The 11,971-nt window shown below is 66.0% G+C and carries 16 protein-coding genes and 1 tRNA gene; 7 read left to right on the plus strand and 10 right to left on the minus strand.

Features of this window, described 5'->3' with window-relative positions:
* Positions 1–74: 74 nt before the first annotated feature.
* Positions 75–251, plus strand: a complete 177-nt coding sequence (locus LIX00_RS08050; RefSeq protein WP_227352681.1) for a YHS domain-containing protein — start codon at positions 75–77, stop codon at positions 249–251.
* 58 nt (positions 252–309) lie between these two features.
* Here the strand turns inward: LIX00_RS08050 and LIX00_RS08055 are convergent, their stop codons facing one another.
* Together LIX00_RS08055 and LIX00_RS08060 are read right to left on the minus strand one after the other, a co-directional pair.
* The gene (locus tag LIX00_RS08055; RefSeq protein ID WP_227352682.1) at positions 310–1,326 is read right to left on the minus strand and encodes a histone deacetylase family protein; all 1,017 of its coding nucleotides are present in this window, start codon (positions 1,324–1,326) and stop codon (positions 310–312) included.
* Positions 1,323–1,754 (minus strand): histone, encoded by a 432-nt coding sequence (locus tag LIX00_RS08060; protein ID WP_227352683.1) that lies wholly within the window; start codon positions 1,752–1,754, stop codon positions 1,323–1,325. The genes LIX00_RS08055 and LIX00_RS08060 overlap by 4 nt, the downstream gene beginning before the upstream one ends.
* A 122-nt stretch (positions 1,755–1,876) precedes the next feature.
* Between LIX00_RS08060 and LIX00_RS08065 the strand changes: the two genes are divergently transcribed.
* Complete coding sequence (locus LIX00_RS08065) at positions 1,877–2,083, plus strand: hypothetical protein (protein WP_227352684.1); 207 nt, start codon at positions 1,877–1,879, stop codon at positions 2,081–2,083.
* A 57-nt stretch (positions 2,084–2,140) separates the two neighbouring features.
* Here the strand turns inward: LIX00_RS08065 and LIX00_RS08070 are convergent, their stop codons facing one another.
* Entirely contained in the window at positions 2,141–3,574 is a 1,434-nt protein-coding gene (locus tag LIX00_RS08070; protein WP_227352685.1) for a single-stranded DNA binding protein, read from the minus strand.
* A gap of 150 nt (positions 3,575–3,724) precedes the next feature.
* Positions 3,725–4,267 (minus strand): hypothetical protein, encoded by a 543-nt coding sequence (locus LIX00_RS08075; protein WP_227352686.1) that lies wholly within the window; start codon positions 4,265–4,267, stop codon positions 3,725–3,727.
* Positions 4,268–4,428: 161 nt separating this feature from the next.
* On the opposite strand from LIX00_RS08075, the gene LIX00_RS08080 reads away from it, so the two are divergent.
* Positions 4,429–4,501 (plus strand) — tRNA-Arg (locus LIX00_RS08080).
* A gap of 41 nt (positions 4,502–4,542) precedes the next feature.
* Here LIX00_RS08080 and LIX00_RS08085 read toward each other — a convergent pair.
* On the minus strand, positions 4,543–5,292 hold the full coding sequence (locus LIX00_RS08085) for a class I SAM-dependent methyltransferase (protein ID WP_227352687.1): 750 nt from the start codon (positions 5,290–5,292) through the stop codon (positions 4,543–4,545).
* Between the two features lie 283 nt (positions 5,293–5,575).
* On the minus strand, positions 5,576–5,935 hold the full coding sequence (locus LIX00_RS08090) for a DUF7344 domain-containing protein (RefSeq protein WP_227352688.1): 360 nt from the start codon (positions 5,933–5,935) through the stop codon (positions 5,576–5,578).
* Positions 5,936–6,035: 100 nt separating this feature from the next.
* Between LIX00_RS08090 and LIX00_RS08095 the strand changes: the two genes are divergently transcribed.
* A complete protein-coding gene (locus LIX00_RS08095) occupies positions 6,036–6,653 on the plus strand; it encodes a DUF309 domain-containing protein (RefSeq protein ID WP_227352689.1) in 618 nt (205 codons plus the stop codon).
* A gap of 88 nt (positions 6,654–6,741) precedes the next feature.
* Entirely contained in the window at positions 6,742–7,419 is a 678-nt protein-coding gene (locus tag LIX00_RS08100; RefSeq protein WP_227352690.1) for a class I SAM-dependent methyltransferase, read from the plus strand.
* An 83-nt stretch (positions 7,420–7,502) separates the two neighbouring features.
* Here the strand turns inward: LIX00_RS08100 and LIX00_RS08105 are convergent, their stop codons facing one another.
* Together LIX00_RS08105 and LIX00_RS08110 are read right to left on the minus strand one after the other, a co-directional pair.
* Positions 7,503–8,429, minus strand: coding sequence for a sulfide-dependent adenosine diphosphate thiazole synthase (locus LIX00_RS08105; protein WP_227352691.1), 927 nt, complete (start codon positions 8,427–8,429; stop codon positions 7,503–7,505).
* Positions 8,430–8,616: 187 nt separating this feature from the next.
* Entirely contained in the window at positions 8,617–8,859 is a 243-nt protein-coding gene (locus LIX00_RS08110) for a DUF8593 domain-containing protein (RefSeq protein WP_227352692.1), read from the minus strand.
* A 95-nt stretch (positions 8,860–8,954) separates the two neighbouring features.
* Between LIX00_RS08110 and LIX00_RS08115 the strand changes: the two genes are divergently transcribed.
* On the plus strand, positions 8,955–9,197 hold the full coding sequence (locus LIX00_RS08115; RefSeq protein WP_227352693.1) for a DUF8593 domain-containing protein: 243 nt from the start codon (positions 8,955–8,957) through the stop codon (positions 9,195–9,197).
* Between the two features lie 64 nt (positions 9,198–9,261).
* Here LIX00_RS08115 and ygfZ read toward each other — a convergent pair whose 3' ends face one another.
* Complete coding sequence (gene ygfZ, locus LIX00_RS08120; RefSeq protein WP_227352694.1) at positions 9,262–10,383, minus strand: CAF17-like 4Fe-4S cluster assembly/insertion protein YgfZ; 1,122 nt, start codon at positions 10,381–10,383, stop codon at positions 9,262–9,264.
* A gap of 42 nt (positions 10,384–10,425) precedes the next feature.
* Positions 10,426–10,722, minus strand: coding sequence for a DUF6432 family protein (locus tag LIX00_RS08125; RefSeq protein ID WP_227352695.1), 297 nt, complete (start codon positions 10,720–10,722; stop codon positions 10,426–10,428).
* A gap of 168 nt (positions 10,723–10,890) precedes the next feature.
* On the opposite strand from LIX00_RS08125, the gene LIX00_RS08130 reads away from it, so the two are divergent.
* Positions 10,891–11,952 (plus strand): YihY/virulence factor BrkB family protein, encoded by a 1,062-nt coding sequence (locus LIX00_RS08130; RefSeq protein ID WP_227352696.1) that lies wholly within the window; start codon positions 10,891–10,893, stop codon positions 11,950–11,952.
* The last annotated feature ends 19 nt before the right edge of the window (positions 11,953–11,971 follow it).

An 11,971-nucleotide genomic window follows, 5' to 3' on the forward strand; every position in this document is an offset into this window, starting at 1 on the left:
GAACATAAATTCGGGGACGTCTTTGAAACCGATGGGCCACAAATCCCTCGGGGATACGAACCGCACCATCTAGTATGCCCACGTGTATCGTCTGCGGCACCGAGGTCGACGCCGAGAACCCGCAAGAGACCGACTTTCAGGAGACGGAGTTCGCCCCCGCGACGATGGTGTACGAGGGCGAGACGTACTACTTCTGCTCGTCGGAGCACGAAACCGAGTTCGAAAACGACCCCGAACGGTACGCCGAGTGACGAGGGTTCGGTCGATTCCCGTACGTCCGTCGCCCGCGCACCCCCCGAGTTTTAAATCTTAAGCCGAATCCAAGAGGGGGTGTGAGCCGCGCACCTCCGAGACGAGTTCCCGCACGTCCTCGTTCGCCTCCTCTTCCGAGACCACCGGTTCCATCCCGTCGAACACCTCGTGAACCATCGCGACCCCGTCGGAGAGCGTGTCCAGTCCGTACCCGCCTTCGAGGACGAACCCGAGGGCCGCCCCCGCCTCGTCCGCCGTCTCCCGAACGCGCGCCGTCAACATGCCGTAGCCGTCGGTCGAGACGCGCATCCGCGAAATCGGGTCGTGGCGGTGGGCGTCGAACCCCGCGCTCACCAACACCAAATCCGGGTCGAACGCGGCGAACGCGGGCGCGACGAGTTCGTCGAAGACCGTGCGGTACTCGGGGTCGCCCGACCCCGCCGGAAGCGGCGCGTTGAGCGTCGTTCCCGCTCCGTCGTCAGTCCCCGACTCGTCGATTTCGCCCGTGCCGGGGTAGAGTCCGTCCTCGTGTATCGAGGCGTAGAACACGTCTCCGACGTCGTAGAAGATGTCCTGCGTGCCGTTTCCGTGGTGCACGTCCCAGTCGAGAACCGCGACTCGCTCGGCGTCGCCCGCGTCGATGACCGACCGGGCCGCGACGCCGGCGTTGTTGAAGAAACAGAACCCCATGGCGTCGTCGGCCACGGCGTGGTGTCCCGGCGGGCGTCCGAGCGAGAAGGGCGTTCGGCGTCCGTCTTCGCCCGCTAGCGCCGCGGCCGCCGCCCAGCACGCCAACCCGGCGCTTTCGAGCGCGGCGTCCCACGTCTCCTCGACGGCGACCGTGTCGGGGTCCCAGTTGCCGCCGCCGCTCGCGCAGAACTCGCGGAACTCGTCGACGTAGCCCGCGTCGTGGACGGCGGTTATCTGGGACTCCGTCGCCGGGTCGGCTTCGACGTACTCGACGCCGTGCTTCCGCGTGAGCGCCTTCCGGATGGCGCGGAGGCGGTCCGGATTCTCGGGGTGACGCTTCCCCGTGTCGTGTGCCAGGCAAACTTCGCTATAGCCGAACTTCATTCGAACAGCCTAAAGTAGGTCTCGATGTCTTCGCCCTTAACCGTTCGCCGGTCCGCGTGATGAGCGAGTATCGCCGCCGCGGCCGCGACGTTGTCGGCGTAATCTTCGAGGATGTCCGCCAGCGCGATTCGCGCGTCCATGGCGACGCGGTAATCGTCGTTGATGTCGAGGCGAGCGATGCGGTCGACCGGCGCGACCGGCAGGGTGAGGTCGTCCTTGTCGACGACCTGCTCGACGCCGAAATCCTCGGCCATCAGCGTCTTCCGTCCGTCCGCCGTCGCCCGCTTCGCGGCGTCCTCGGCCAAGTCGGCCCCGTGAACCTGAATGCGCCGCGCGAGTTCCTCGGCGGCACCCGCACTCACTCGAAGGTCACCTGCGTTCCGTCGAATAATCGTGTCGACCGGCGCAAACGGAAGCTCAACGCTCATAATCCAACAGCGGGAGGCGGTCGCCCTTAATCTTTCCCTACCGGCGTTTGCGGCAAATTGCGTTCGGCCGGCTGTGAACCGCCAGTACGAATAAGGAGGTCGGAACCGAATTTTTGAACACGATGAGTGACCCACACGAACGCGACCGAACGATGGCGAAGGAGAAAGAAGAATCGGAGGAAGCGGAAGGGGAGGAGGAAGTCGAACAGCAGCGCGAGGAAGAACTCGAAGACGAGACGAAGGTCGAGAACGACCAGGCTCGCGAGGACGCCGCCGCCGACGAACAGAACGTGGACAATCACCGCGACGAAGAGCCGTTCCAGAGCTAAGCATCCGGAACGACCGTTTTCGAGAGTCCGCGGGTCGAGTGGTCGGCCGATCGAGCGTTAGAACACGTCGTCGGCGTCGAGCGTTCCGTCGCGGAGTTCGCCGCGCGCCGTGACCTCTTGGCCGAGGTGGACGTCGGCGTCCGTCTCGACGCTCACCGTCTCTTGGCCGTCGTCCAGCACGACGGGATTACCGGCCTGCACGACGGTTCCGGTGAACTCGACGTGTTCGCCGCCTCCGCCGGTCGCGTCCGTGGCGGTCGAATCGGTGTCCGTCGGCGTCGTTTCGTCGGCGTCCGCGGTCGTCGATTCGCTTCCGGAGTCGTCGGCGAACGCGTCGAGTCCCGTGGCGTCGCCGTCCGCGTCGCCGTCCGCGGCATCCGTCGGCGAGCTACTGTCGAGGACGGTGACGGTCGATTGCCACCCGGCGGAGCCTTCGATATCGTCCGCCCACCCGTCCTTGACGTCGATATCCGCGAACTGGACTTTGTCGCCCGGGGCGAGTTCGCGGTCGGCCTTCTCCCCCCAGAGGGCGACTCGAATGTCTCCCGTCTCGTCCTGCACGCGAACGTTCTTCACCTGCCCTTCGGAGCCGTCGTCGCGGTCGAATGTGCGCTTCGGGTCCGACGAGCGGATCACGCCCGCGATGTCGACCGTATCGCCGATTTGGAGGTCGGCGATGGGTGTGCTCTCGGGAACGTACTCGATATCTTCCTCTATCTCTTCGACCGCCCCTCTGTTCCCGACGTGGAGTTCGAGGCTTCCGTTCCGCTCGCGCACGTACCCGTCCACGACCTCGACGGAGACGCCCGGTTCGAGCTTCTCGGCGATGTCGGCTCGCTCGTCCCAGAGCGTGACGCGAATTCGTCCGGTGTGGTCGCCGACGGTCAGGTTGGCGACCCTGCCCTCCGATCCGTCGTCGCGGTCGAAGGTGCGGACGCTGTCCGTATCGAGGAGCTTCGCCCGCACGTTCACGTCCGAGAGGCCGAGCGAGAGGTCGGAGACGGCGTAGGTGTCCTGCACCTGCACGTCTATCTCGGTGTCCTCGTCGGGTTCGACCTGGTCGACGCTGACCTCGGTACCGCTGTAGCCGTCCTTCGGGCGGCCCTTGATGCGGAGCACCTGTCCGGGTTCGAGTTCCTCCTCCGCGGCCTTGGCCTGTTCGTCCCAGAGCGAGATGCGAATCGACCCCGTCTCGTCCGCGACGTCGACGTTCAGCACGTGGCCGTCCGCGTCGTCTCCGTCGCGCTCGAACGTTCGCAGGTCGCCGACGCTCGTCACCTTGGCGACGAACTTCGCCTCCTCCATGCCGGGTTCGACGTCCGCGACTCCGTTCACCTCGTCCTCGTCCAGTTCGTGGGCGATGAGCATCGCGGCTGTTTCCTCGTCCGCGAGTCCGCCCATCTGTTCGACTTTTTCCTCGACGGCACTCCGAAACTCCTCCAGAGAGATGTCGGCGTCGAGGTCTCCGTGCACGTCCTCTATAACGCCCATAATCGTACTAAGGTGGTGGGTTGGCCGTCGCTTAAGCGTTGTCTTTGTGTCGGCGGCCCGACGCTGTCGGGCGCTTTCGGTGCGGTGCTACTCACAGAGAATACTGCCCGCGTCCTCTCGGATAAATGTACGCTTCGTCCACCTGGCCGCCTACGTACCGTCGGAGGTGGTCGTAGCGCTCGAACCGTCTCGTTTCGTCGTCGCGACCGTCTTCGTCTCGCCGAGGCTCCGATGGACGACTTTCACCGATTCCGGAATCGGCCCCCCGAACGAGAGGGTCGCTCGATACTCGAGTTCGGTGAGACACTGCGTGCAGGCGGTCGCGCCGTCTTTCTTCTTCGTTTCGACCTTGACCGTGAGGGCTCCGTCTTTCCCCACGTTCGCGCCCGCGAGAACCGGCTTCGCACAGGAGTCGCTGCCGGTGATGGTGCCGGTGACGACGACGTTCTTCTTCGACGGTTCGAACGAGACCGTCGCCGTTTGGGTCTCGTTCCCGCAGTTCGCGCCGAGCACTTTGAACGAGCGGTTCTCGATGGTCGGCCTCTCGGTCGTCGTCGTGGTGTCGCCTCCCGCGTCGCCCGAGCCGTCGTCGGGCGTCCCCTCGCCCGGAGCGCCGCCCCGGCCGAGACAACCGCCGAGTAGGCCGACGGCCGCCGCCGCGCCCGTTCGCTGGAGAATTTCCCGTCGTTGCATACGAGGAACCACCACCCGCGCCGTAAAAATACTCCCGTAGGCGAAAACAGCGATTTGAGTTACCTTCGCGCGGTTCCCGCGGTGCGCGCCGGATGCGCTTCACTCGCACGGCGTCTTCAGACCGTAACCCCTATAACCGAAACCGCGAAAGGCATGAATGAGTCCTGGTAGGGTAGTGGACTATCCTCTTGGCTTGCGGAGCCAGGGACCGGAGTTCAAATCTCCGTCAGGACGCTTTTTCGAGCGTGGCGCGATGAGCGGAGCGGGTCGTCCCCTCACTTCGTCGCCCGAATCAACACCTTCTCGTTACCGAATCCGCGAACCGCACCGTCTTCGACGGTGACGCCGTACACCGCTTTCGCCTCCGGCCGCCGAACGAGCTCGCGAAGTTCCTCCCGCCGTTCCTCGTCGGGATTCGTCCGGTCGACCCACGCTTCGTAGTCCAGTTCCTTCCGCACGGTCGTCGATTCGTCGATGGCGAATCCCGCCTCGCGGAACCGGTCGAGCCACCGTTCGACCGAGACCGCCTCGCCGTGGCTCGGGTCGCGGAGGCGCTCGAACCGGTCGAAGAAGGCGGCGAGTCGCTCGTCGTCCGGCGCGACGTTGTCCTCGAACGCGAAGACGCCGCCGGGCGCGAGCACGCGGACGACCTCGCGGAGGAACGCCCGCGGGGCCGGAAAGTGGTGGGCCGCGATTCGACAGGTGACCGCGTCGAAAGCGTCGTCCGCGAAGGGGAGGCGCTCCGCGTCGGCGACGGTGCCGACCACGTCGAACGCTTCCGCGGCGGTCGCGACCATCGCGGGCGTCGCGTCGGCGGCGACCACCGTCGGGACGCCCGCGTCGGCGAGCGCCGCGGCGGTGTGTCCGGCCCCGCACGCGACGTCGAGCGCGCGGGTCGCGTCGTCGCACCACGAGGCGAGCAGTTCTAAGTCCGCGCCCGTTCGGTGGACGTCGCTGTCGAGGTAGTCGCCCGCGAGTTCGCCGAACGACGCCGTCGTCAGTCGTTTCCGTTCGAGGTCGTCCATACCGAAACGACGCCTATCGGGGGTATGATCGTTACCGTTCGGTCAATTCTGGCCCTCCCGAACGGCGAACGCGCGCCGGTCTGCTATGCGTCCACAGGCCAAATGTCTCCTCGATCGTGACACTTTTTAACCCCTGACGAGTATTTACTCGTGTATGAGTAAAATTGAGAACTACCGACTGTTCGTACAGGACGCGAAGAAGTGGGCCGCGAAGAAGACGGGGAAGTAAACCACCTTTTCTTCCGCACGATAGCGATACCCGTAGCGAAGCGTTTCGGTACCGCTAGTCGGCGACCGGTCGCTCCACCTTCGCCGCGAAGAGGAGGAACAGTCCGAAGAGCCTCCCCGGTTCGCGGAACCGAGCCATCCCCGTCCTCGCGTCGTACTCGACGACGCCCGCGTCGGCCAACTTCGGCAGGTCGACGTTCCGCAAGCGGATCATCGTTCGCTCGCGCTCGTCGTCCGTCACCTCCTCGGACGGTTTCTCGCGTTGCCACGCCGCGACCTGCGTGGCGATGTCGTCGAGCTCGGCGGAGCCATCCAGATCGTGGAGATAGTACAGCACGTATCGTCGCTGTTCGCTCGCTAGCAAGCGGAATATCCTATTGAGCGAACGTTCGTCCGTGACCGGCCCCTGTAACATCCCTCCTTGAGTGGTACGGCACCCGCCCGAATAGTCATTGTGGTTTGCTAACAACTGCCGGTTCGGAAGGGATTTTCGCTTCCGACGAGAAGGTGACGACATGGAGAACTCCCTTCGCGCCGGCGTCGCCATCTACAACGCAGGCGAGTTCCACGCCGCCCACGACGCGTGGGAAGACCACTGGCTGGAACTCGAACGCGACTCCGACGACGAGCGATTTCTCCACGGTCTCATCCAGTTCACCGCGGCGGTGTACCACGCCCGCGGATCGAACTGGGAGGGAGTTCGAGGGCTGGCCGAGAGCGCGGTGGCGTACCTCGACGGGCTTCCGGCGAACTACCGCGGCGTCAACGTCGGCGACGTTCGGGACTACCTCCGCGCGGTCCGCGACGACCCCGAACACGCAGAGCGGGTCGCGCCGCCGCGGTTGACCCATCGCGGGGTCGTTCTCCTGCCCGACGATCTCGATTTCGACGACTCCGCGGCGGCGGCGCTCGTGCTCGCCGAGGAGTTCGGGTACGACGAGAGGACCGTCGAGCGCGCCGTCGAGTTCGCCCGCGACGACCTCGAATCGGGCGACGAGGGGAGTCATTTCGTCACCCTCGTCGTGGATTTCGTGCGGGAGGACGAGAATCGAGGACTGGTGTTTCGACGACTTCGACAGCACGCGGAACGCCGGGCGTCGCGCGAACGCGACGTCGACGGCCTGTTCGAGTAAGAACTCGGTCGAGAGAGCGGAAGTACCGCGGCGACGGTACCGGGTTCCGCCCCGGGTTCTTTTGTCGATTCGCGGCCTACGAGCGCGCATGTCACGGAGCGGAACCTCCACCGCCCAGCGGTTCTACGGTCGGTGGGCGCGGCTGTACGACCTGCTCGCGTCGACGACGCCCGGATTGTCGAGCCTGCGCGAGCGCGCGGTCTCCGAACTCGCACTCTCGCCCGGCGACACCGTCGTGGAGATGGGCTGCGGCACGGGCGCAAACTTCCCGCACCTTCGGCGTCGCGTCGGTTCCGAGGGGAGAGTCGTCGGCGTGGACTTCACCCGCGGGATGCTCGAACGAGCCCGCGACCGGGTGACCCGAGAGGGGTGGGAGAACGTCCACCTCGTGCAGGCGGACGCCGCTACGTTCGAACCCCGCGAAGAGGTGGACGCCGTGCTCGCCACCTTCGTGGTAGGGATGCTGGACGACCCCTACACGACGGTCGGGCACTGGACGAACTGGGTGCGCCCCGGCGGCCACCTCGCGCTCCTCGACGCGGGCCAGAGCGCCAACCCATACTCGTGGCCCCTGAATCAGGCCTTCCGCGGACTGGTCGTCGCCTCGACGCCCGGTAGCGTGTTGGACTTCGAGCGCCCGCCGTGGAACGTGCTGGACGAGCGAATTTCGGAGGCGCGGCGGGCGCTCTCGGAGCGCGCGGTCGAGACGCGGGACAGCGAGCACGTGATGGGAATCGTTCGAATCGCGGGCGGGCGATTGGCGTAGCGACTCGGAACCGGGCTATCGCTTTCCGGCGAACCGAGCGACCCCCCGAAAATAGGCTATCGACCGCCGACGACCGACTCCCCTCAGTCGTCCGCGGGCGACGGCGTTCCCGACATCTCGACCGTTCCGCCGACGCCGAGTTCGTCCAGCGCGACCTGCGCGGCGCGCTTGCCCGAGAGGAGCATCGCGCCGAAGGTCGGCCCCATCCGGGTCAGCCCGTAGGTCGTCGCGGTGGCGAGGCCGGTGGCGACGAGACCGTCGTGAACCTTCCCGGCGTGTTCGACCACCTCGTCCTCGCTCTTGGCGACCCACATCGAGTCGTGGCCGGGCGAGTCGTGGCCGGGCGCGCCGTACTGATCGTCCGCGGTCTTGTCCATGCCCGTGTTGTGTTCCTTCGCGTGACTGAGACCCGGCGCGTCGAGCACGCCGCGCTCCTGAAGTTTCGAGACGACGACGGCGTCGTGGCCCGTCGCGTCGATGACGAGGTCGGACTCGACCGCGATGGGGTCGACGCAGGTGAGTTCCCTCGGCAGGGCGTGAACCGGCGTCCAGTTCATGACGATACCGCCGACGCGGTGGTTCTCGCGGACGACCACGTCGGTGAACTCGGTCATGTTCTGCATCTTCGCGCCCGCGGCGCAGGCGGACTCGATGAGCGACGAGCAGGCGTGCGGGCCGTTCGCGACGTACAGTCCCTCCGCCTCGTCGGACTCCTCGTAGGGGACGCCGAGGTCGTCGAGCACGGAGTGGGCCGGGTCGCGAACCGTGACTTTGTTCATCAGGAACCCGCCGAGCCAGAACCCGCCCCCGAGGTAGTTGTTCTTCTCGACGACCATCGTCTGCACGCCGCGCTCGCCGAGTTCCTTCGCCGCCATCAGTCCGGACGGCCCGCCGCCGACGACGATGACCTCGTTCTCGGAGAACTCGTCGAACTCCTCGCTCCACGCGCCGCCGATCGCTCGAGTCACTTCCGCCTCGCTGACGTCCGCGAATCCGTCGAACCCTTGCATATCACCTAGTGGTATAACGAAGTGGTTAAAAACTGTTTCCGTCCGATGATGACACTATCGTGATGGAAAAATCGGCCCGTCCGACCGCGGAAAAGATCTTTAGTCGTTAACGACGGTCGAGTCCGACCGGTCGAGCCGCGCTTCCGCGAAACGAAAAACCGACCGCGAGAGCGCCTCGGCTGGCCGACTACACCAAGTCGTCGCGGAGTCGGACTTCCGAGTTCCGCACCGCCGTAACCATCGACTCGTCGAGTTGGTGGGTGTCGTCGTCCTCGTCCCAGTCGAGCGTCTCCCTGAGGCCGTCCGGGACGTGGTCCCAGTCCGGGTCGACGTACGCCGTGTCGCCGCTGACGTCGGTGACGGTGCCGATTCGTTCGGTGCCGCTGACGACGGTCTTTCCCCTGTCGTCGTCGGTGAGTTCGGCGGTCATCTCGCGTCGGGATACGCCGTCGCCGCCCATAGTCCCGGCGGCCACCCGGGGCGCGGCCGGTAGATTCTCGGCGGTTCGAACTCTCAGTATCGTCCATGTCGAGCGAGGTCACTGAAAACGACGAGGCCAAGGTCGTCGTCGCGGGAAACGGCGACCACATCGGCATCGTGGACGACGTGCGGGACGGAACGGCGTACGTCGACCCCGATCCGGGCGTCAGTTCGGAGCTGAAGTCGAAGCTCGGCTGGGGGTCGACCGAGCGGGACACCTATCCCCTCCGCAACGACGCCGTCGATAAGATAACGGACGAAGCCATCCACCTCCGGAGCGAGTACTGAGCGGTTCCGCGACGGGGTTCGCAAATCGGAACTCGGAAGGGGATTCCTTCGAGGGTCGTCCGCTCTATTCGTACTTCGGGAGACGCCGGGAGGCGTCGCTTCCCTCCACGAACGGGAGCGCCGCCGATTCCGCGGACACGTCCTCGCCGTCGACTCGCACCGTCAGTTCCGTTCCGTCCGTCACGCCGTAGTCCACCAGCGCCATGGCGACGGGTTCCTCGCGGGACGGGCTCTCGACGGCGCGGGTGACTTCGCCGACCGCCTCGTCGCCGTCGAAGACGGCGGCCCCTCGCTCCGGCACGGTTTCGGGGAGCAGTCCAGCGAGTCGCCGACTCGGCCGCCCGCGGTTCTCGACGCGCGAGACGACCTCCTGACCGACGTAGCAGCCCTTGTCGAAGTCGAGGGCGTTCCGCAGGCCGAGGACGTTCGGAATCTCGCCGTCGAGTTCGAACTCGAACAGCGGCGTCCCGGCTTCCAGCGTCAGCGACTCCCACGTCCGCCTGCCGAAGGGGGCGGCGTTCAGCCCGCGAGTAAGGAGTGTGTTAAAGACGAGTTCGACGTTCGGTCGCGCGCGCCCGATTTCGTCCTCCGTTTCGCCGGTCGTGCAGACGACCTCGTACCCCTCCTCGCCCGTGGGCGCGTCGGTTCTGACGACCGTCACGCCGACGTCGGATATCTTTCCCCGGACGAACGAGAGGTGTTCGTCGGGCGTGCCGGCGTGGTTCAGCACGCTGGCGACCTTCTCGGTCGCCTGCGGCCCGTGGACGCCGAAGACGGCGAACCGGTCGGTCGCCACCGAGATCTCCACGTCCTGAATGAACACCTTCTCGCGCCACTCCTCCGCGAGCGGGGTCGCTCTCCCGGGTGCCGTAAAGAGCAGGAGGCTGTCGTCCGTACAGTAGGCGTACATGTCGAGTTCGATTCGACCCTGCGGGTCGAGGAGCAGGGCGTAGGTCCCCCGCCCGTCCTCCGTGGGAATCGAGTTCGAGACGACGTTGTCCACGAACTCGATGCGGTCGTCGCCGGAGACGACCACGACGCCGTAGGGCATCTCGGCGAGTCCGACGCCGTTCCTGACGGCGCGGTGCGTTCGCTCCGGCCTGCCGTAGTCGCGCGGAACGCGGCGGTTACCGACCGAGCAGAACGTGGCCCCGTGGTCGCGGTGTATCTCTTCGAGAGCGTTCATACGGGTATTCGATGCCCGAGGGGAGTAAAAACGTCGGATGCGCTACAGGGGTAAGCGGTCGATGATTCGGTCGACGATGGACGGCTCTTCGCCCTGTTCGTCGGGGTCGGGGATGACGCGCTCGTCCGGTTTGATTCTGGTTCGTCCGTTCTCCGTTTTCGCGTTGATGAGGTCGTCCTCCTTGAGATTCGCGAGGGCGGCTTCCAAGTCGTCGATGTCGGCCTCCACGTGCGACCGGAGTTCGAAGACCGTCATCCCCTCCTCGCTCCGGTCCACGAGGGCGTCGAGCACCCGGACTTCGATGTCCGCGCGGCGTCGATACTCCCGCTTGGCCTTCATATCCGTCTCTATGTCCCCCCGGTTTTTAGCCTTACCTGCGTTCGTTTCCGAGCGTCGGTCTCGGGCGGAAAATCGAACCGCGGTCGCGGACCGACGCTCGAAGGGACGGCCGACGACGCGGCGGAAACGGCCACAGCGATTTCAAACGTAACCGCCGAACCGGGACGTATGGTCAGGGTTTCCGACTTTTGGGGGGTCGCGAAGCGGGTCGTCTCCGATTTCTCCGAGAAGAACGTGACGTTCATGGCCGCGGGCATCGCGTACAACGCCATCGTCTCGCTCGCCCCGATGCTCCTCTTGCTCCTGTTCGTCATCTCCATCTTCGGCGGCGGCCTCGAAGCGCGCATCGCCGCGGTCGCCGGGAACTGGCTCCCCGGTCCCATCGCGAGCGTCGTCGAACGGATATTCGAAGGGAGTTCGTCGGCCGCCAGCGCCTCGTTCGTCGGGCTGATCGTTCTCGTTTGGGGAACGCTCAAGATATTCCGCGGTCTCGACACGGCCTTCTCGGAGATATACGAGACCGAGACGCGCAACTCCTTCGTCGACCAGCTCGTGGACGGACTCGTCGTCTTCGTCTCGCTCGTCATCGCCATCGTGGCGACGGTGGGCGTCAGCGCCGCCTTCGCGCGGTTCTCCGACGCCGTCCCCTTCCTCGGCTACCTGACGCCCCTGATACTCGTCCTCGGCCTCGTTATCGCGCTGTTCCCCGTGTACTACCGGTTTCCCGACACCGAGGTCGGGATGGACGACGTGCTGCCGGGCGTGATATTCGCCGCGGTCGGGTGGGCGGCGCTCCAAGGACTGTTCCAGATCTACCTCGTCCTCAAAGACCCGGGGTCGGGAAGCTTCCTCGGCAGCGTCGTCGTCATCGTCACCTACCTGTACTTCACGGGGCTCGTCCTCCTGCTCGGCGCGGTCATCAACGCGGTCGTCGGCGACCACTCCTCGGGAGCGCCGGGCGGCGTCGGACGGGGCGCGACGAGCTACGACACCGAGACCACGGCGTCGCTGGACCGCGACGAACTCGCCGACTACCTGCGAGACCTCCGCGAGGAACTGGCCGGTCGCTACGAGGGGATGCGTCCGGCGGGCGACGCCGGCGACGGACACCCCCGCCCCGCCGGCGACGTGGAACTCGTCGAACACTCCTCGACTCGGGACGACACCCGTCAGTGGGCGGTCACGCTTCGGTGGGAGGTCGCCGACGAGGCGAAGTCGACGGACGATTGAAACCGGACGCCGCGACCCG

Origin of the sequence: Haladaptatus salinisoli (assembly GCF_020614375.1) — an archaeon.
Lineage (GTDB): Archaea > Halobacteriota > Halobacteria > Halobacteriales > Haladaptataceae > Haladaptatus > Haladaptatus salinisoli.

What these genes read in the sequence shown, in the direction of transcription:
- LIX00_RS08050 (WP_227352681.1), top strand. Translation starts at nt 75, where the DNA reads ATGCCCACGTGTATCGTCTGCGGCACCGAGGTCGACGCCGAGAACCCG.
- LIX00_RS08055 (WP_227352682.1), bottom strand. Translation starts at nt 1,326, where the DNA reads ATGAAGTTCGGCTATAGCGAAGTTTGCCTGGCACACGACACGGGGAAG.
- LIX00_RS08060 (WP_227352683.1), bottom strand. Translation starts at nt 1,754, where the DNA reads ATGAGCGTTGAGCTTCCGTTTGCGCCGGTCGACACGATTATTCGACGG.
- LIX00_RS08065 (WP_227352684.1), top strand. Translation starts at nt 1,877, where the DNA reads ATGAGTGACCCACACGAACGCGACCGAACGATGGCGAAGGAGAAAGAA.
- LIX00_RS08070 (WP_227352685.1), bottom strand. Translation starts at nt 3,574, where the DNA reads ATGGGCGTTATAGAGGACGTGCACGGAGACCTCGACGCCGACATCTCT.
- LIX00_RS08075 (WP_227352686.1), bottom strand. Translation starts at nt 4,267, where the DNA reads ATGCAACGACGGGAAATTCTCCAGCGAACGGGCGCGGCGGCGGCCGTC.
- LIX00_RS08085 (WP_227352687.1), bottom strand. Translation starts at nt 5,292, where the DNA reads ATGGACGACCTCGAACGGAAACGACTGACGACGGCGTCGTTCGGCGAA.
- LIX00_RS08090 (WP_227352688.1), bottom strand. Translation starts at nt 5,935, where the DNA reads ATGTTACAGGGGCCGGTCACGGACGAACGTTCGCTCAATAGGATATTC.
- LIX00_RS08095 (WP_227352689.1), top strand. Translation starts at nt 6,036, where the DNA reads ATGGAGAACTCCCTTCGCGCCGGCGTCGCCATCTACAACGCAGGCGAG.
- LIX00_RS08100 (WP_227352690.1), top strand. Translation starts at nt 6,742, where the DNA reads ATGTCACGGAGCGGAACCTCCACCGCCCAGCGGTTCTACGGTCGGTGG.
- LIX00_RS08105 (WP_227352691.1), bottom strand. Translation starts at nt 8,429, where the DNA reads ATGCAAGGGTTCGACGGATTCGCGGACGTCAGCGAGGCGGAAGTGACT.
- LIX00_RS08110 (WP_227352692.1), bottom strand. Translation starts at nt 8,859, where the DNA reads ATGACCGCCGAACTCACCGACGACGACAGGGGAAAGACCGTCGTCAGC.
- LIX00_RS08115 (WP_227352693.1), top strand. Translation starts at nt 8,955, where the DNA reads ATGTCGAGCGAGGTCACTGAAAACGACGAGGCCAAGGTCGTCGTCGCG.
- ygfZ (WP_227352694.1), bottom strand. Translation starts at nt 10,383, where the DNA reads ATGAACGCTCTCGAAGAGATACACCGCGACCACGGGGCCACGTTCTGC.
- LIX00_RS08125 (WP_227352695.1), bottom strand. Translation starts at nt 10,722, where the DNA reads ATGAAGGCCAAGCGGGAGTATCGACGCCGCGCGGACATCGAAGTCCGG.
- LIX00_RS08130 (WP_227352696.1), top strand. Translation starts at nt 10,891, where the DNA reads ATGGTCAGGGTTTCCGACTTTTGGGGGGTCGCGAAGCGGGTCGTCTCC.